The organism is Streptomyces sp. NPDC059247, from assembly GCF_042754005.1.
In the GTDB taxonomy this organism is placed as follows: Bacteria; Actinomycetota; Actinomycetes; order Streptomycetales; family Streptomycetaceae; genus Streptomyces.
This window is the reverse complement of the sequence record NZ_JBHYZW010000041.1, coordinates 1-16,148: the sequence shown is the minus strand read 5'-3', so window position 1 is coordinate 16,148 and position 16,148 is coordinate 1. Positions and strand designations below refer to the sequence as shown.

Annotated in this window: 24 protein-coding genes and 2 pseudogenes; 11 read left to right on the top strand and 15 right to left on the bottom strand. The window is 71.5% G+C overall.

All coding sequences use genetic code 11. The features are described 5' to 3' along the window. Window positions 1-322: 322 nt before the first annotated feature. The 6 genes from ACFXGN_RS32140 to ACFXGN_RS32115 all read left to right on the top strand — a co-directional run bounded on the left by ACFXGN_RS32140 (window position 323) and on the right by ACFXGN_RS32115 (window position 2,758). Window positions 323-823 carry a matrixin family metalloprotease gene (locus ACFXGN_RS32140; protein WP_384865869.1) on the top strand — a complete coding sequence of 167 codons (501 nt, stop codon included), beginning with the start codon at window positions 323-325 and terminating at the stop codon, window positions 821-823. Between the two features lie 5 nt (window positions 824-828). Continuing rightward, complete coding sequence (locus tag ACFXGN_RS32135) at window positions 829-1,326, top strand: hypothetical protein (protein ID WP_384865868.1); 498 nt, start codon at window positions 829-831, stop codon at window positions 1,324-1,326. Then, a complete protein-coding gene (locus tag ACFXGN_RS32130; RefSeq protein WP_384865867.1) occupies window positions 1,299-1,463 on the top strand; it encodes a hypothetical protein in 165 nt (54 codons plus the stop codon). The genes ACFXGN_RS32135 and ACFXGN_RS32130 overlap by 28 nt, the downstream gene beginning before the upstream one ends. Further along, a complete protein-coding gene (locus ACFXGN_RS32125; RefSeq protein ID WP_384865865.1) occupies window positions 1,460-1,999 on the top strand; it encodes a hypothetical protein in 540 nt (179 codons plus the stop codon). The genes ACFXGN_RS32130 and ACFXGN_RS32125 overlap by 4 nt, the downstream gene beginning before the upstream one ends. 155 nt (window positions 2,000-2,154) lie before the next feature. Beyond that, window positions 2,155-2,349, top strand: coding sequence for a hypothetical protein (locus ACFXGN_RS32120; RefSeq protein ID WP_384865863.1), 195 nt, complete (start codon window positions 2,155-2,157; stop codon window positions 2,347-2,349). Between the two features lie 25 nt (window positions 2,350-2,374). Next, on the top strand, window positions 2,375-2,758 hold the full coding sequence (locus ACFXGN_RS32115) for a hypothetical protein (protein WP_384865862.1): 384 nt from the start codon (window positions 2,375-2,377) through the stop codon (window positions 2,756-2,758). Window positions 2,759-2,949: 191 nt separating this feature from the next. On the opposite strand, the gene rpmF is transcribed toward ACFXGN_RS32115, so the two are convergent. The 5 genes from rpmF to rpmG form a co-directional block, all read right to left on the bottom strand. After that, window positions 2,950-3,120 (bottom strand): 50S ribosomal protein L32, encoded by a 171-nt coding sequence (gene rpmF / locus ACFXGN_RS32110; RefSeq protein WP_384865860.1) that lies wholly within the window; start codon window positions 3,118-3,120, stop codon window positions 2,950-2,952. A gap of 310 nt (window positions 3,121-3,430) precedes the next feature. After that, a complete protein-coding gene (rpsR, locus tag ACFXGN_RS32105) occupies window positions 3,431-3,670 on the bottom strand; it encodes a 30S ribosomal protein S18 (protein ID WP_384865858.1) in 240 nt (79 codons plus the stop codon). Window positions 3,671-3,699: 29 nt separating this feature from the next. Beyond that, entirely contained in the window at window positions 3,700-4,842 is a 1,143-nt protein-coding gene (locus ACFXGN_RS32100) for a CobW family GTP-binding protein (RefSeq protein ID WP_384865857.1), read from the bottom strand. After that, a complete protein-coding gene (locus tag ACFXGN_RS32095) occupies window positions 4,839-5,087 on the bottom strand; it encodes a type B 50S ribosomal protein L31 (RefSeq protein ID WP_384865855.1) in 249 nt (82 codons plus the stop codon). Before ACFXGN_RS32095 ends, ACFXGN_RS32100 begins: the two co-directional genes overlap by 4 nt. A gap of 32 nt (window positions 5,088-5,119) precedes the next feature. After that, a complete protein-coding gene (gene rpmG, locus ACFXGN_RS32090) occupies window positions 5,120-5,284 on the bottom strand; it encodes a 50S ribosomal protein L33 (protein WP_384865853.1) in 165 nt (54 codons plus the stop codon). 66 nt (window positions 5,285-5,350) lie between these two features. Between rpmG and rpmB the strand changes: the two genes are divergently transcribed. Both rpmB and rpsN read left to right on the top strand, forming a co-directional pair. Then, window positions 5,351-5,587, top strand: a complete 237-nt coding sequence (gene rpmB, locus ACFXGN_RS32085; RefSeq protein WP_384865851.1) for a 50S ribosomal protein L28 — start codon at window positions 5,351-5,353, stop codon at window positions 5,585-5,587. Further along, complete coding sequence (gene rpsN / locus ACFXGN_RS32080) at window positions 5,587-5,892, top strand: 30S ribosomal protein S14 (RefSeq protein ID WP_384865849.1); 306 nt, start codon at window positions 5,587-5,589, stop codon at window positions 5,890-5,892. The genes rpmB and rpsN overlap by 1 nt, the downstream gene beginning before the upstream one ends. A gap of 317 nt (window positions 5,893-6,209) precedes the next feature. Here rpsN and ACFXGN_RS32075 read toward each other — a convergent pair whose 3' ends face one another. From ACFXGN_RS32075 to ACFXGN_RS32060, 4 genes are all read right to left on the bottom strand, one after another. Further along, on the bottom strand, window positions 6,210-6,548 hold the full coding sequence (locus ACFXGN_RS32075; RefSeq protein WP_384865847.1) for an SHOCT domain-containing protein: 339 nt from the start codon (window positions 6,546-6,548) through the stop codon (window positions 6,210-6,212). A 35-nt stretch (window positions 6,549-6,583) separates the two neighbouring features. After that, window positions 6,584-6,751: a hypothetical protein gene (locus ACFXGN_RS32070; RefSeq protein WP_384865845.1), complete on the bottom strand. Its 168-nt coding sequence runs from the start codon at window positions 6,749-6,751 to the stop codon at window positions 6,584-6,586. A gap of 682 nt (window positions 6,752-7,433) precedes the next feature. Then, a complete protein-coding gene (locus ACFXGN_RS32065) occupies window positions 7,434-8,342 on the bottom strand; it encodes a dihydrodipicolinate synthase family protein (protein ID WP_384865843.1) in 909 nt (302 codons plus the stop codon). Window positions 8,343-8,345: 3 nt separating this feature from the next. Beyond that, window positions 8,346-9,221: an aldolase gene (locus tag ACFXGN_RS32060; protein ID WP_384865841.1), complete on the bottom strand. Its 876-nt coding sequence runs from the start codon at window positions 9,219-9,221 to the stop codon at window positions 8,346-8,348. Window positions 9,222-9,538: 317 nt separating this feature from the next. Between ACFXGN_RS32060 and ACFXGN_RS32055 the strand changes: the two genes are divergently transcribed. Further along, the gene (locus ACFXGN_RS32055) at window positions 9,539-10,108 is read left to right on the top strand and encodes a helix-turn-helix domain-containing protein (RefSeq protein ID WP_384865839.1); all 570 of its coding nucleotides are present in this window, start codon (window positions 9,539-9,541) and stop codon (window positions 10,106-10,108) included. Between the two features lie 238 nt (window positions 10,109-10,346). Next, entirely contained in the window at window positions 10,347-10,553 is a 207-nt protein-coding gene (locus ACFXGN_RS32050) for a hypothetical protein (RefSeq protein ID WP_384865837.1), read from the top strand. 26 nt (window positions 10,554-10,579) lie between these two features. Here the strand turns inward: ACFXGN_RS32050 and ACFXGN_RS32045 are convergent, their stop codons facing one another. The 6 genes and pseudogenes from ACFXGN_RS32045 to ACFXGN_RS32020 form a co-directional block, all read right to left on the bottom strand. Then, window positions 10,580-11,800 (bottom strand): hypothetical protein, encoded by a 1,221-nt coding sequence (locus tag ACFXGN_RS32045; RefSeq protein WP_384865835.1) that lies wholly within the window; start codon window positions 11,798-11,800, stop codon window positions 10,580-10,582. Window positions 11,801-12,092: 292 nt separating this feature from the next. After that, window positions 12,093-12,584, bottom strand: coding sequence for a hypothetical protein (locus ACFXGN_RS32040; protein WP_384865833.1), 492 nt, complete (start codon window positions 12,582-12,584; stop codon window positions 12,093-12,095). A gap of 32 nt (window positions 12,585-12,616) precedes the next feature. Then, window positions 12,617-13,431, bottom strand: a pseudogene (locus ACFXGN_RS32035) (IS5 family transposase). Window positions 13,432-13,473: 42 nt separating this feature from the next. Continuing rightward, window positions 13,474-13,782 carry a hypothetical protein gene (locus tag ACFXGN_RS32030; RefSeq protein ID WP_384865831.1) on the bottom strand — a complete coding sequence of 103 codons (309 nt, stop codon included), beginning with the start codon at window positions 13,780-13,782 and terminating at the stop codon, window positions 13,474-13,476. A gap of 436 nt (window positions 13,783-14,218) precedes the next feature. Beyond that, window positions 14,219-14,539 (bottom strand): hypothetical protein, encoded by a 321-nt coding sequence (locus tag ACFXGN_RS32025; RefSeq protein ID WP_384865871.1) that lies wholly within the window; start codon window positions 14,537-14,539, stop codon window positions 14,219-14,221. 51 nt (window positions 14,540-14,590) lie between these two features. Then, window positions 14,591-15,058 (bottom strand): annotated as a pseudogene (locus ACFXGN_RS32020) (PIG-L family deacetylase); the annotation flags it as partial. A 148-nt stretch (window positions 15,059-15,206) separates the two neighbouring features. On the opposite strand from ACFXGN_RS32020, the gene ACFXGN_RS32015 reads away from it, so the two are divergent. Beyond that, window positions 15,207-16,148: serine protease (locus ACFXGN_RS32015; protein WP_384865830.1), on the top strand; the 942-nt coding region annotated here is incomplete at its 3' end.

The following is a 16,148-nucleotide window of genomic DNA, read 5'->3' as shown; positions in this document are numbered from 1 at the left end:
CCGCGAAGCCGTGGCGGTCCTCACCGAGGCCGAAGCCCGCTCCTGGGAAGCCTGGCAGGAGTACGGGACGACCGGGCTGGAGAAGACCGTCGCCGCCGCCCGGTCCTGGGCGGCGTACTGGGCACAGACCGGCTGACGGACGGCGCCCCGGCGGAAGACGATCTGTCTCGCGGCCCCGGGGCGTCTCCGTTCCCGTACGGGTGACGCCGCGATCCGCAGGGCGTGCGGGCGGCAGGGCCGCCGCTATCGTCGCGCCGTGAGAATGCCCCGCTTACGTCTGCTGCTCTCCACGACAGCCTGCCTACTTCTTGCCGGGCCCCCCGTGCCTGCCTACGCGGCGGTGCAGCCCGCTCCCTGCCTCGACGGCAGGACCGAGTCCAGAGGGCAGTCGGCCGTCGACGACGGAGAGATCCGCTGGACCGACGAGACCGCCTACGACGACGCGCGGAAATTCGCTCTCTCGACGTGGCAGTACTCCGGCTCGAAGATCAAGATCGTGGGGGACTCCGCGATCACCTCGAACGACCTGGAGTTCCGGGACCGCAACCTGGGCACCCGCGCCGCTGACCCCCTCGCCCAGTACGAGCGCAACAGCGGCATCGGGGCCACCGACCACGTCACCTTCAACAAGCAGAAGCTCCGAGACTCCTCGAAGAACCGGCTCCGCTACGTCGCGCTGCATGAACTGGGGCACGCTCTCGGCCTGTGCCACAAGAGCGACAGCATCGTCTCCCTGATGTGGAAGTCCGCGCCGTCGGCGGGCTACGAGATCACCTGGATCCCCGACGTGGACAAGTCCAACTACCGCAAGTTGTGGGGATGATGACCATGAACAGGTTCGTACTCGGCGCCACCGCCCTCGCGGCGGTGGCCTCGGTGGGTATCGGCGCCGTCGGCTGCACCCAGCAGGACGCCGAGACGCACGTCGAGTCGCTGTGCGCACAGACCGACTCGGACGCGGCCGAGGCCGCCCGAGCCCAGACCCTCGCTTTGGTCGACGTCGTCGAGCGCGGCCGGTTCGTCTCCAAGGGAACCGATGCCGAGGCCGGGGTGCAGACGTTCAAGGTCCGCACCCTCGCCGTCTACAAGGGGGCCCTTCCCGCCGAGGCGGAGATCGGCCTGCCCAAGGACGCCGAGACCAAGGTCAAGCCCGGCGGTCGCTACGAGGTGTCCGTCCTCGGACCGGACGGCGGCACCTGGCTCGCCCGCTTCACCCGGGCGGTCCCGGCGGCCACGACCGCCGCTTCCGTCGCCGAGCACTGGAAGACGGAGATCGGGAAGCACTTCGTCGAACCGCCGTGCGCGGACACCACCTCCGCGCCGTAGCCGGGAGCGGCGGAGGGCACGCCCTCGGCCTGTGCCACAAGCCCCGCTCCGTCGACACCGTCATGCGCGTGAAGATCAGTATCACGCACCTGCCCACCGCCGTCGACAAGGCCAACCTCAAGAAACTGTGGGGATGATGAACCGCACCCTCCTGCTGTCCTTCGTCGTCGCGGTCGTGCTCTCGGGCTCAGCCGCCGCCGCGTACGGCGTCTTCGCCGACGACCAGGTCACCGTCTCCTCCGTGTGCGTACCGGTCATGGAGAACGACCGCGATTACGCCGGCCTGTCGGACAACATCGCCGTCGTCACCGTGGAGAAGACCATCAAGGTCACCGCGTACTCCGACTACCACGAGGCTCTGTCCCGCATCCGGGTCGACGAGAACCTGAAAGGCAGCCTCCCGCCGTCCCTGGACGTCACCGAGACCGTCGACGTCGCCCCCGACGGCAGCCTCGTGACGGTCGCCGACTACAAGGCCGCGCTGCAGCCGGGACACCGCTACGCCATCGCCATCTACCGGGGCTACACCGGAACACCGGACGTATGGCGCTCCACCGCCGCCGACGGCGCGGCACTCGACACGGTCCGGGCACGCTGGAAGGACGCCATCGCGCGCCAGAACCCGCCCCGCTCCGACCCGAAGTGCACCTCGGACGTCGTCGTGGTGCCGTAGGCCCCGGCATGGCCGAGTCCCGCCGCCGGGGCGGGGCACGGGGAGAGCCGGGCAGCGCGGGGCGCCGCGGCCCGGGATGGCTGGTCGGCGCCCTGTCCCGGGCCGGTGCGGGAGCATGGCCCCCCCGCAGCAGCCTGCACGAAGGAGAAGGTGCCGTGGGAGAACACAGGAAACCCGAGCCGGATCTGAGCCAGGGCAAGCCGCCGCCGGGGAACGCCGCCGACCAGCCGGACCAGTACGACTTCGGCATGACGGTGGAGGAGTCCGGCCGCCGGACCGTCTGGTGCCGGGACAGGGACAGCGCGCCATGGTGGGAGGCGGCGAACAGCTCCGGCATCGTCGCGCGCTGACCCGGTTACGGCCCCGTCAAGGGCTGTGGCGGGCAGAGGCGACATCCGTCACCTGCTCGAACTCCTCGACCTGCTGACCTCGCTCGATGTCACCTGCGTTGTCGCCCTGCACGATCTGAACCTCGCCGCGCGGTACTGCGGCCATCTGGTCCTCCTTCGGAACGGACAGGTGGTCGTGGCCGGAGTCCCGGACCGTGTGCTGACCCCGGAGGTGATCGACCGTGTGCCGACCCCGGAGCTGATCAGGTCCGTCCACGGTGTCGAGGTGCTCGTCGACCGTGAACCCGCCACGGAGACCCTCCGCATCACCTGCCTCGCGACCGCCACGGGAACCGCCGCCGTGCGGGCGACGCGCCTCGACCCAGGGCAGGGCGCGACGGCTCGCGGCTCGACGTCCCATCCCCGCTGACGACAGCGATGTGGCCACCGACCCGGTCGGTGGCCACATCGCTGTCGTACTTCACCACGCTGTCGTGCTTCAGGAAGAGCCGGGCCGGGTGATGCCGTGGCTGCGGCCATCACCCGGCCCGGAGTCTCATGTGGCCCCGTGTTCGCGCGCCCGCGCGGGTCGCACACGTCGTGGGCCGTGGGTGCGGTCCGTCAGCCTTCGGGGCTGAGCAGGCCGCGCTCGTACGCCTTCACCAGCCGTCGGGGCACCTGGTACACGGAGCCGCCGACGGTGACGGGAACCAGCTGCGGGGTGGTCGCCTTCCACTGGGCGCGGCGGTGACGGGTGTTGCTGCGGGACATCTTCCGCTTGGGGACGGCCATGGGAACTCCTGGAGGTGTCGAGGGGTGTGCTGTCCGTACGCGTCCGGGCGGCCCGGTGGGCCTTCTCCGGCAGGGCATCCCCGATGCCACCGCTGTGGCATCGGGGATGGGCCCGGACATGGGTGACCCTGCTGGGGTGCGCGACCGGCGGGAGCGGGTCGCGGTGGTGATCAGCCGGTCGGCGAGTGAGCCCCGCGGCGCGGCGCCGATCGTACGGCGGTGCCGGGGCTGGGACCGTTCACGAGTCCGTCGATGACCGGACCGGCATCGCATGGCGCCGCCGGGCGGCGGGCACCCGGCGCGTGACGTCCTACCGGGTGTTGCCGTAGGGGAGGAGGGCCATCTCGCGGGCGTTCTTGACGGCGGTGGCGAGTCGGCGCTGCTGCTGGGCGGTGACCCGGGTGACGCGGCGGCTGCGGATCTTTCCGCGGTCGGAGACGAACTTCCTCAGCAGGTCGGTGTCCTTGTAGTCGATGGAGGTGACCCCCGCCGCGTCCAGCGGGTCGGGGCGGGACCTCAGCGGCTTGCGGGGGTTCTGCGGGTGTCCCATGTGCCGGTGTCCTCGGTGTCGTCGGTCGGTCAGGAGGCGGTGCCGAGGAGGGAGCCGAAAGCGGCGGGGAGGGATCTCCAGGCTTCGGGGCCTGCCGCGTACTCGGCGTCGGTGAGCAGACAGGACTCCAGGAGCCGTTCCAGGCCGTGGCGGTCGAGGCCGGGGGAGGTGAAGACGAGGTGCTGGCAGCGGTCGCCGTGCTCCGGGTGCCAGTCGAGCGCGGCCGCGGCCCTGCGCGTCGGTGGGACCGTCTCCCAGGCGGTGTCGGGCAGGGAGGCCAGCCAGGGGCCGGTGTTCTCCACGGACAGGGCGCCGCCCGCGGCGTCCCAGGCGAGCAGGGTGTCGGGGCGGTCGGCCAGCCAGAACCGTCCCCGGCTGCGAGCGGCCGCGCGGCACAGGTCTTCCAGCGCCTCGTACAGGCGCTCGGGGTGGAAGGGGCGGTGTCGGTGCCAGACGAAGGTCGTGACCCCGGCTTCGTCCGCTTCCTGGGGTAGCCGGGCGCAGGCCGGATGCTGGGCGGAGGCCGCGGACTCCACGTCGAATCCGGCGAAGGCGAGCGCGGCGAGTTCGCCGGACCGGGCGTCCACCCGGCGGGCGGTCGGGTGGAGCTGGGTGAGCAGCGCGCGGTCCTCGTCGTCGGCTTCTCGGTTGTCGACGAGGGCGAGTACGGGTGCGTACTCCAGCTGGCGTGCCCAGGTGTCGCCGACCGTGCGCTGATCGGTTGCGGCGGTGGCGAGGCCGGCTTCCGCCAGGTCGTCGCCGTTGGCGAGGTAGGGCAGGACGAGCGCCGGATCCACCGCGGTGATCACGCCGGTGAGGTCGAGCGTGCCGGTTCCGTGCTGGGCGACGACCTCGGCCGGTGCCTTGGGCTCGACGGAGTCCCACAGCTCGACGACGGCCAGCCGGGTCAGGCCTCCGTCGGCCAGCCGTTCCAGCTCGGGAACCAGGTCCTCGCGCAGCGCGCAGCAGGCGCAGTCGTCGACCAGGGGCGTCTCGCCGCGTGACAGCTCGCCGGTGGCGTCGCGTACGACGCGCCGAACGGTGCCCCGCGGGGCCGTGGACAGGTCGTGGTGGAGGGCGACGCTGCCGGGCACGGCGTGGAGCAGCCGGTCCACGACCTCGCGGCGGGCCTCGGAGTGGAGCCCGCCGACGATGACGACGGGCAGGGTCACTTGCGGCCCCCGTAGCGGCGCTCGAAGCGCTCGACGCGGCCGGCGGTGTCCAGCACACGGGCGGTACCCGTGTAGAAGGGGTGGCTGACGTTCGAGATCTCGACGTCGACCACCGGGTAGGTGTTGCCGTCCTCCCAGTCGACGGTCCTGTCGCTGGTCATGGTGGAGCGGGTGAGGAAGGCGTGACCGGCGGCCTTGTCGCGGAAGACGACGGGACCGTAGGCGGGGTGGATGCCGGGTTTCATGGCGGTGCCCTTCGGGTGGGAGGGGTTGCGGGTCAGCGCTCTTCGCGGAAATCGATGTGCTTCCGGGCCACGGGGTCGTACTTGCGCAGCACCATGCGGTCCGGGTCGTTCCTCCGGTTCTTGCGGGTGACGTAGGTGAAGCCGCTGCCGGAGGTGGAGCGGAGCTTGACGATCGGGCGTACTTCGTTGCGTGCCATGCCGGTAGTATACGGGAATGGAAATCATTTCCAATAACAGTTTCCGTATGGAGAGCAGGTAGCGCCTTGTCCCGTCACTGTCAGCTGACCGGCGCTGAGCCGGGTTTCGGCAACGCCGTCTCCCACTCGCACCGGCGGACCTCCCGCCGCTTCGATCCCAACATCCAGCGCAAGCGCTACTGGCTGCCCGGCGAGGGCTGCCATGTCCGGTTGACCCTCAGCGCGAGAGCGGTCAGGACCGTCGACGCGATCGGCGTCGAGGCCGCGGTGGCCCGGATCCGCGCCCGGGGGGTGAAGGTCTGATGGCGAAGAAGAGCAAGATCGCGCGGAACGAGAAGCGCGCGGCGGTCGTCGCGCGGTACGCGGCCCGGCGTGCCGAACTGAAGGAGATCATCCGCAGGCCGTCCTCGGCGGAGGGGCGGCGCGCCGAGGCCCTGGCGGAGCTGCGCGGGCAGCCCCGGGATGCCAGTGCCACCCGGGTGTGCAACCGGGACGGCGTCGACGGCAGACCCCGTGGGCACCTGCGGAAGTTCGGGCTCTCGCGCGTCCGGACACGGGAGCAGGCGCATGCCGGATATCTGCCCGGAGTCACCAAGTCCTCTTGGTAGCGGACGCGATGGACGCGCCTCGGCCCGCATTCCTCGGCTGGGGGTGTGGGCCGGAGGTGCGTTCGGGTCCCGGGAGGCCCACGGGAGTCCGGGACCGAGACAAGGTGCTTCGGTCAGGGCGTGCCGTGTGAGTGTGTGTGCGGGGTGCCTCGCCTGCGCGCGCGACGAACGGACCGAGCATGGCGGGTGGGTGGAGCGTCCGGAGCCCGGTCGACCGCGACGGCGCCGGTCCCGTTCGATGATTCCGCCGCCGACCGACCGGTGTGCCGCGTCCGCACCTGTCAGGTGGGTGTCCGCCCCTCGGTAGGGGGTGTGCGTCAGGACTTGAGGACTCGCGCCTTCTCCGTGGCGAACTCCTCGTCCGTCAGGAGCCCCTGTGCCTTGAGTTCGGCGAGGGCGGTGAGCTGGGAGACGCGGTCGGCGGGCGGCGGGGCCGTGGAGGGCGCGGGCGCGGGTGGAACCGGGGTGGCCGCTCGGGCCGCGGCCTGGTCGACGAGTTCCTGCTGCCGGGCCTGGTCGGCCAGTTGCTGCTGGTAGTCGCGTTCGGCGCCACGGCGCTGCATCCGGCCGGACACCGCGGTCGCGGTACCGGTGATCACTGCCGTACGGGCCATGGTGCCCAGCAGTCCGGGGCGTCCTGCACGTCGGGGGAGCATCGTTTCTCCTCTTCCTGGCCCTTCGGGGTTCCGCGTCAGCTGTCCTGGAGCGCGGAGACGGCCTGCTCGACCGTGTCCCTGGGGATGCGCTCAAGCATGACCAGGCGCCCGTTCGAGTCGCTGACGGCTTCGGCGAGGCGTGCGGCCCAGGTGTTCTCCCAGACGACGACCGCTGACGAGTTCTGCGGAAGCCCCTTGGCCACGGTGCTCAGATCCGTGTCGCTGAGCAGGTCGAAGCGGTCGTCGGCGACGAGCCCGAACTGCTCGGCGACCTCGGCGTCGTCGAGTTCGAGGACCGTGACCGATCCGTCGGACTCCTTGCCGGGAGCCGACCGCTCCGCCGCGTCGGCCCGCTTCGGGGCAAGTGCCGCGAGCGGGCTTCGCGCTGTCGCGGAACGCCGCCCCGGTGGCTGAGCCCTCGGGGCCGTACCCCGTGCGGAATCCCGTCGGTCACCTGCCGATGGTCCGGCCGCCGCCCATGGCGGAACGTTTCCTGGGCGAGGTCGTCGGCATCCCGCACGGTGCCGGTCGGGCGACGGGGCCACCGGAGGACCGCGCGTTCCGCGACGGCTCCAGGACGGCGAGTGGTCTCCCGGTCGTCTGGTACGGGAGACCACTCGCCGTCCTGAAGCCGTCGCGACCTCGACGTGGTGCGACGACTGCTGTCATCCGCCCTCGTCGAGTGGGGGGCGATGCGGCTCGTCGCCCGGTGTCCGGTGTCCGGGCGGCGAGCCGCTGATGCCCGCACATGGCCGATGCCCCTTGCATCCTCCACCTCCTGCGGAGCATGGCCAGTAGTGGGGGAGAGGGCGACATCCGCGCAGGGAGGGAAAGGCGTGTTCGTGGCCGGGATGGCTACGGCCGGCCGTCTTCTGGAGGGGCCGCTCAGGTGTAAGGGGCCAGGTCCTTCAGGAGGCTCGCGAGCAGTTCGGTGTCGTCCCCCGTCAGCGGGGCCAGGGGCGGCCTGGGCGCGCCCGCAGGCCGTCCGAGCAGTTCCAGGCCGTTCTTGACCGCGCGGGGCAGGCCCCGGTCGACGATGAACCGGAGCAGGGGCAGGAGTTCGGCGAGGACGGCGTCGGCCCGTCCGATGTCGCCCGCGGTGTGGGCCTCGTACAGGGTGCGGGGTCCGCCGGGGACGAGCCCGGGGGCGGCGGTGCACCAGCCGGCGGCTCCGGCGCGAAGGGCTTCGAGGGCGATCGGGTTGCTGCCGTTGTAGACGGTGAGGGTGCCGTCGGAGCGGTCGAGGATCTCGCGGAACCGTTCGACGTGGCCGGAGCTCTCCTTGACCATGGTCAGGTTCTCGATGCGGGCGCCGAGCGAGACGATCTCGGCGGGCGTGAGGTCGGTGCCGGAGGTCGCCGGGTTGTTGTAGAGCATGACGGGTACCCCGGCGGCGTCGGCGACGCTCGCGAAGTGGCGTTCGGTCTCCTGCCGGGTGAGCCTCCAGTAGGCGGCCGGTAGCACCATGACGGTGGTGGCGCCGTGGCGGGCGGCGACACGGGCGCGGCGGGCGGTCTCGGAGGTGCTGACGTGACCCACGCCGACGAGGGTGGGAACCCGGCCGCCCACCGCGTCGAGTGCGGTCTCGCAGACGGAGTCCCATTCGGCGTCGGTGAGGTAGGCGGCCTCGCCGGTGCTGCCGAGGGGGGCGACGGCCTGGGCGCCGGAGTCGACGAGGTCATCGATGAGGCGTCGCAGGGTCGGCAGGTCGGGGGCCCCGGCCAGGGGGGCCGCGGGGTCGTGGAAGGGGGTGACGGGGTAGGCGATGACTCCGTGCAGTGGGGTACCGATCATGGGTCAGGCTCCCTGCGGGGCGATGGCGGCGAAGTCGCCGACGGTGGTCGTGGCGGTGGGGCTCGTGGCCCGGGACGCGGAGTCCGATGCCGGGTCCACGGTCAGGCAGTCGGGGTGCCTGAGCAGGGCGCGGCGGGCGTGGTACGCGAAGTTGGCGCGGTTGCGGGACTCGGACGAGGTCCAGTCGTGCGCCTCGGCGGCGAGCCCCGGCGGCAGCGGCTTGATGGTGCCGGCGGACATGGCGAGGAGCTGGAGTCGGGCGGCCCGCTCGATGAGGACGGCGATATGGCACGCTTCCTCGACGGAGGCGCCCGCGACGAGCTGGCCGTGGTGGGCGAGGAGGATCGCCCGCTTGTCGCCGAGGGCGGCGGAGATGATCTCCCCCTCTTCGTTGCCGACGGGAACGCCCGGCCACTCGGCGAGGAAGGCGCAGTCGTCGTAGAGCGGGGTCAGGTCCATCTGGCTGATCTGGAGCGGGACTTCCAGCATGGAGAGGGCCGCCACGTGCAGCGGGTGGGTGTGCACGATGCAGTTGACGTCCGGGCGGGCCCGGTAGATCCAGGAGTGGAAGCGGTTGGCCGGGTTGGGCATCCCGGTGCCGCTGAGGACGTTCAGGTCCTCGTCGACGAGAAGCAGGTTGTCCTCGGTGATCTCGTCGAAGCCCAGGCCCAGGCGCTGGGTCCAGTAGGTGCCGGGCTTCTCGCCACGGGCGGTGATCTGGCCGGCGAGCCCCGAGTCATGACCCGCGTCGGAGAGGATCCGGCAGGTCAGGGCGGCTTTCTGGCGGACGGTCAGGTCCGACGCGGTGAACTCGTCGGCCATACGGCGGCGGGCCCGGTCGATCAGGACGTCCTTGGTGTCGTTCAGCGTGGTGGCCACGTGGACGCACCTCCTCGGTGTCGGAGGGTTCGGGGGAGTTCCCCGGTCTCGGCCCGCTCCCCGGGTCGGGAGGGACCCACGGCAGCTGCGGTGATGCCGCAGGGCGCGGCCGGGATCGCGATGGTGTCGCACCCCATGGATAGGACACTAGATTCACTATAGGACACCTTGTGTCATGCGGGAAGGGGGGTGATCCGCCTTCGAGTCCCCGGGAAACCACAGGTCGGCGGAGGTGCACGACGAGGGCTACCCTGGTTGCCGACCCGACGAAACGGCCCCCCGCGAGCCGAACCAACGCGGGGACAGGAGGGGAACCGGTGATCAACCGGGTACGGCAGTTGCGCAAGGAGCGACTGATGAGCCTGGATGTGCTCGCCGAGCGCACCGGCGTCACCAAGAGCTACCTCTCCAAGGTGGAACGCGGGCAGAGCACTCCCTCGATCGCGGTCACCGCCGCGATCGCCCGAGCCCTGGGCGTCCCCCTCGACACCGTCTTCGTGGACGCCGACGGCCTGGGGACCGGCGTCACCGTGACCCGCGCCGCCGAGCGACGCGCCCTCACCCCCGCGGACGAGGCGGGCAGCCGATACGAGGGCATCGCGCTGGAGGCGGCAGGCAAGCAGATGACGCCGTTCATGTTGCATCCCGCGCACGAGCCGGACCGCAGCCCGTTCCGCGACCACCCCGGCGAGGAGTTCCTCTTCGTGCACACCGGCCGGGCCGCACTCCTCTTCCCGTCCGGTGCGGTGGAGCTGGAGCCGGGCGACTCCGTCTACTTCGACGCGACGACGCCACACAAGGTGCGCACCCTCTCCCCGGGCCCCCGGGCCTCCGTGCTCCTCCTCATCAGCGCCCCTGGACCGTCCTCCCACCCCCACCTCCCCTGAGGCGGGGAGTCGGGGAGCTGGGCAGCCGGGTCGCGGCGACGTGACCCACCTCCCCCGACTCAGGGCTGCGCGCCCTGTGCCGAGACCGCCGCCGTTCGTGAGCACGCCGAGGGGTCACGTCGACCGTTTCGGCGCGGCGCCCGACGGCAGCCTCTTCCGCGACGCGGCGGGCGACTGCTCCGAGACGGCTGCCCATGCGCCACCCGGGCGCGAGCTCGTACGAAGACCCTCGCAGGCCATGAGCAGTCGTCACCGCTCGCCCAAGAGGCCCTGCGCTCCTCGCCGCGATCTCGTTCCGCCGCGCTCCGGCGGGGGCCCGGCCGAACGCGCCCGCCGGGCCGTCCGGAGCATCCAGGTCCTGTTCCAGTACTGCGCCACGCTCCTGGACTACCGGCGGGAACACTCCCACCGCCTCATGGGGGAGTCGATGGCGGTGGATCCGTAGTCGCGGTCCGGGGCGGTCCGGGGCGGTCAGTGCCGCCAGGCCTCGCCCAGCAGGCCCCTGGCCCACTCCGCCCGGCGCGCCCCGGCCGGATACGGCAAGGTTTCGGCCGACGTCTCGGTCCGGGTCAGCTCCCGCGCGCCCTCCGCTGTCCGGGCGAGCCGGGACAAGGACGTGCCGAGAGCGATCCGCGCCTCGACCTCGGCGAGCCGCTCTCCGGTGCGCTCGGCCCGCACCACCTCGGTCCGTGCGAGCCGCATCGCGGACTCGGCCCGCCCCGAGAGGAGTTCCGCCCAGACCGCGAGGACCGGCGCGTCGTCGGTATGCCCGTCCAGGGTGCGCATCGTCCGGACGGTGCGCGTGCGGGGCCAGTTCGGCCCGCGCGGTGCGGACCTCGTGCTCCGCCCGGCGGCGGCCCCCAGTGAGGTGGCGACCATGTCGGCCCGGTCCACGGTGGCCGTGGCCTTCGCGGTCTCGCCCAGGAACACCCGTACGCGTGCCATGGTCGCGAGTGCGTGGGGAAGGCACCAGGCGTCGTACGCCTCCGCGCCCGCCACGGCTTGTTCGGCCAGGGCGCGGGCGGGTTCCGGTTCTTCGAGCAGGAGACGGAGTTCGGCGAGGTTCGCCCGCTCGAAGGCGGCGGCGATCGGGTCGCCCGACTGCTCGGCCAGGGCGAGAGCCCGGGTCCCGATCCTGACGGCCTCGCGCGGGCGGTTGGTCCGCCGCGTGTTCTCGCGCGGCGTCGACAGCACCGAGCCGAGCAGGGTCGGATCACCGTAGGCCTCGGCCGGTGCCAGCGCTTGGTCGCCCGCCTCGCGCGCCTGGTCGAGGCGCCCGGAGAGTCCGAGACTCGCGGCCTCCAGGGCGAAAGCGCGGGCCGTCAGCCCCTGTCCCCGCGTTCCCGGCACCTTCCGCGCCGCCGCCAGGGCGTGCCGGGCGGCCTCCGCCCCGGCCGCGTACCGTCCCTCGGTGCACCGGACGACGGCCAGGGCGAGGAAGCGCCCCGCGGCTGGCTCCGGCGCGGTGTCCGGGGTCACCGGGTGCTCGGACAGGGTCCGGCGGCTGGCTCCGGGCGCGCGTGTCTTGGCGAGGGCCTCGGCGAGCAGCGCCGCCGCGAGGACCGCGTCGTCGTGGTCGCCGCGCCGCTCGAACCCGGCCAGCGCGAGCCGGAGCGCCCCGGCGGCCTCCTCGAAGCGGCCCATCCTGCGCAGGACGTGGCTGTGCGCGAGCCGGGCGCGGGCCGTGTCCACATCGGGCTGGTCGACGAGATCGCGGTAGTAGCGGTCGGCGGTGTCGTTGGCGTACGGAGCGGCGGCACGTTCCGTGGCGCGGCGCAGATACGCGGCCGCGCGCGGGTCGTCCGCCCGTGCGAAGTGCGAGGCGAGGGAGTCGACGGCGTCCGGTCGACGGCGCAGGACCGCCTGCGCGACGGCGGCGGACCGAGGACAGCTGCTCGTAGCAGGTGAGGCGAACCAGCGGATACCGGAAGGCCAGCCCCGCCTCGGGCCGTCCGGTCACCACCACCTGCCGTTCCTCGACGAGCTAGGCGGCGATGGCCCGCTCCAGGGCGTCGTCGGCGGCGGCGCCGGACACCGGCGGGTGCAGCCCCTGCTCGGCCACGTCGAGCAGTTCGGTGAGCGCGGAGTCTCCGCCGGCCACGGAGAGCGCCTCGACGACGCGGCGGGCGTCGCCGTCGATCCGCAGGAGCCGGTCGGCCACCAACTCCCGTACCCCCTCGGGGGTGACGTCGTCGGAGCCGTCGCCGTCCGTCAGACCGCGGGCGAGTTCCAGGGCGAACAGCGGGTTACCGAGGGAGAGTTCCCACACCCGGTGGGCCCGGTCGTCCCGTGGCGCGCCGTCGGACGCGTCACGTACCACCGCCAGGCACGCCTTCTTGTCGAGCCGCCCCAACTCCTCGCGCATGGCGAGACGCTGGCGCAGCAGCGACGCCATGACGGAGCGGCGCGGGTCGCCCTCGGGAAGCTCCTCCTCCCGGTACGTCACCAGGAACCGCGGCGCCGTTCCGCGTTCCATGCACTGCACGTTCTAGGTTCTGTCGTCAAATGTCACGCCCGCATCAGGAGTGAGGCGAGGGTGACGGCTGCCTTGTAGGACTGGGCGGTCTTGTCGTAGCGGGTGGCGATGCCGCGCCACTGTTTGAGGTGGTTGAAGCACCGTTCCACGTTGTTTCGGTGTTTGTACGCCTCGCGGTCGAAGGCTGGCGGGCGGCCGCCCCGGCTGCCTCGTCGGGCCCGGTCGACGATCTGGTCGGCCCGCTCGGGATTGGTGTGCGGGATGCCGCGGCGGCGGAGCCAGATACGGATCGCTCTTGAGCTGTAGCCCTTGTCGCCCAGCACGTGGTCGGGCCGGGTGCGGGGCCGCCCCTGTCCGGTCCGGGGCACCCGGATCGCCTCCAGCACGGCCGTGAACCGGGTGCAGTCGTTGGTGTCGCCGCCGGTCACGATGAACGCGAGCGGACGGCCTCGCCCGTCGCAGGCCAGGTGGATCTTGCTGGTCAGGCCCCCTCGGGACCGGCCGAGGGCCGGGTCGTGGAGCCCCCTTCTCGGGCTCCGGCCGCGTGCTGGTGGGCCCGGACGATCGTGGAGTCGACCGACACCAGCCACTCGACGTCCCCCGCCGCGTCCGCCTTCGCCTGCGCGGCCCGCAGCATCCGGTCGAACGTCCCGTCCACCGCCCACCTGCGAAAACGCGTATGCAGCGTGGCCCACGGCCCGTAACGGTCCGGCACATCCCGCCAGGCCGTCCCGGTCCGGAACTTCCACACGATCCCGTTCAGCACCCTGCGGTCGTCCAGCCGCTTCCGCCCCCGCAACGACACAGGCAACAGCGGCCGGACGAAATCCCACTCAGCATCGGACATCTCATGACGACGAATCACCACACCATGATCCACCAACGATGATCATTTGAAGACACTGCCTAGCCCCCACCCGGCCGTCACACCCTGACCGAGCTCGGCCGCAACAACCCCCATCAGCGCGCGACGGTCTGCCCTCCAGCCAGTGCGCAGCACCGTGCCCACCATGCGCGGTAGCGCGGCCGCCATCCGCCCGAACTTCAGCCGGGTCAGAGGGCCTTCGTGCCGGACGTAGGACTGGTCGTAGCGGAGGCGGCCGCCGTACAGCTCCTGCTCCGCGTTCGTGATGCTGTCCGTGGCTCCGGTCTTCGGCCCGTTCACGATCTCATCGCGTCCCTGTTTGATTCGCGTCAATGCGTTTCCTCTCGTGGATGTGAGGGTGGAGTCGGTGAGTTCAACGACGCCGCGCGGTATCGAGCACCTGTTCCTTTCGGACGTTTTGTGAGCCTCGTGATTCAGCGGATATCCGAAGGTGTGCAGTGCACCGACCCGTGCTGTGCAGGGGCACCGGTCAAGGTCGGGTTGGCCGAAACGCTGACGGTCCGTCGCTCCGTGGACACGTGCTCATCAAGACGTTCCCAACTGGCGTCTACCGTGGCGAGCGGCAGGCCGCAAAACCTCACGACCCCATAGTCGAAGGCCGCCTTCTCGGGTCTCCTGTTGGTACTCGCAGACAAGGCCGCAGTCCGTGCAGCCCAGCGCCGGAAGCGTTTATGCAGGCGCGAGTTCGCAGGCCCGGAAGGATGGGGCGGAGCTGAGGGACGTCGCGGCACGGGGACTCGGAGGACGCTCACGAGATCACGTTCTGGTGGTCGGTGTGCCCCGCGAACCGGATCGTCCGCGCCGTACGGAACAGCTCCGCACTGGTATGCCCCGGGGGAAAGCGTTCGACCACGCGGTGGTGGACGTGCTGGCGGTGTGTGACAGCGGCCAGCGTCATGAAGATGTCCATGTCGAGCTGCTGCTGCGAGGCGAAGCACCCAAGGGCCTCGGTCTTGGCCTCCATGAGCGCCGGTGTCCCGACGAAGATCTCGGTGGGTTCGAAGGAGCGGCTGTAGGGGGAGCGGAAGTAGGACAGGTTGTCGGCTTCGCGCAGTGCCACAGTGGTCACTTCGTCGGCGGTGATGCGGTGGTCGAGGTGCTGATCGTCGGGAAAGTGGGTGTAAACGATGCCGGGGCGTCGTTCCCCGATGACGCGGAAGAGCTCCCGGTTGATCTCGACGCGCCGTTCTGAGAACTCGTTGTCGGGGACTGTGGAGAAGGTGTACTCCGCGACTCCGAGGAGCGCGCCGGCGGCCAGGCACTCGGACCGGCGGCGGTCGGCGCCCTCCAGGGTGGGTGCGCCGGGGCTGAGGCAGTGGACTCGTACGTGGTCGCCGGTGAGGGCGTGATCGCGTATGCGTATGCGCGCTCCGCGCGACCTTCCAGAGCAGGCCCAAGGCCAGCGACTGAAAGACGGCGCTGACGGCAAGGACGCCGTACCCGAGTCCCGGGGGCGGATTCGAGGTCCCGGCGATCGCCTCGGTGAACCGGCCAGGCCGGCGGGGGGCGGCCCTCCATGCGGCGGCGAAGCCGCGAGGCGGTCGCACCCGTATCCACAAGTGAAGTTCGAGAAAAGGGGCGGGACCATGATGCGCAGGCGGGGCCAGCTCAAGCCGCTACTGACCTCGGTATCGGGAACAGTGCTGGCGGCAGCCGGAATGACGGTCGGCGGGACGGGAACGGCGGCTGCGGTGGTGGGCGGCACGGACGCCCCCGCGGGCGCGTAATCGTACCAGGTGGAGTTGTTCAAGCGAACCTCCACCGGCAGCTGGCACCCCTTCTGCTGCGGATCGATCATCGGCGACCGGTGGATACTGACGGTGGCCCACTGCGTCGACGCGACGGCCACCGACCGGATCGTCGTGGGCGTCGGCTCGAACACTCTCGACTCCGGAGGGACCGTCCACCGGGTCCAGGAGGCGGTCCGGCACGAGAACTACAACGGCAACGCCGCCGGCGATCCGAACGACATCGGCGTGCTGAAGCTGACCACCCCGATCGCCTACACACCCCTGGTGCAGCCGATCGCGCTCCCGGACCCGCCCGCATACCCCAGCGGCACCGCGACGGTGACCGGCTGGGGAAAGACCAGCGGCAACGGCGAAGCGTCGAACACCCTCCAGCAGGCCACCGTCACCCTCCTGACCGTCGCCGAATGCCAGGTGCGCTGGTACGGCCAGAACATCAACGCCAACCACGTCTGCACCTACGGCAAGGGCACCGGGGTTTCCGCCTGCGGAGGCGACAGCGGCGACCCTTCTGACACCGGGATCGTCTACCTCGGCGCGGATTACCGCGACGAGATCGTCCCGGGCGGCGGTAGTGGAGAAGTGCAGGGTCTCCGTCGCCCGCGGCCGCATGTTCGATGCAACGTCGCCCCACAGTCAGCCCCACGCCTGCATCACGGCCTCCCCCACAGTCACCGGATCACCACGTTCGTGCCGAGCCGCGTCTGGCCAGAGCCGGTCGAAGCCGCCGGGGTACACCTCGGCCCGCCCGGGCGACCTTCCGGAGAACGGGCGGCCGGAGGGGTAGCGGGTTGCCGAGCACCCCTGGGACGGCTGCGGGGTCGTGGTCCGCCCCGGTCGGGGCCCGCGCCTACTCGGGGACGCCCTGGAAGCCGGTCAGCAGGGTGTCGAGGATTTCCTGTGCCCTGGTGTACGCCGGGCCGCTCGGCT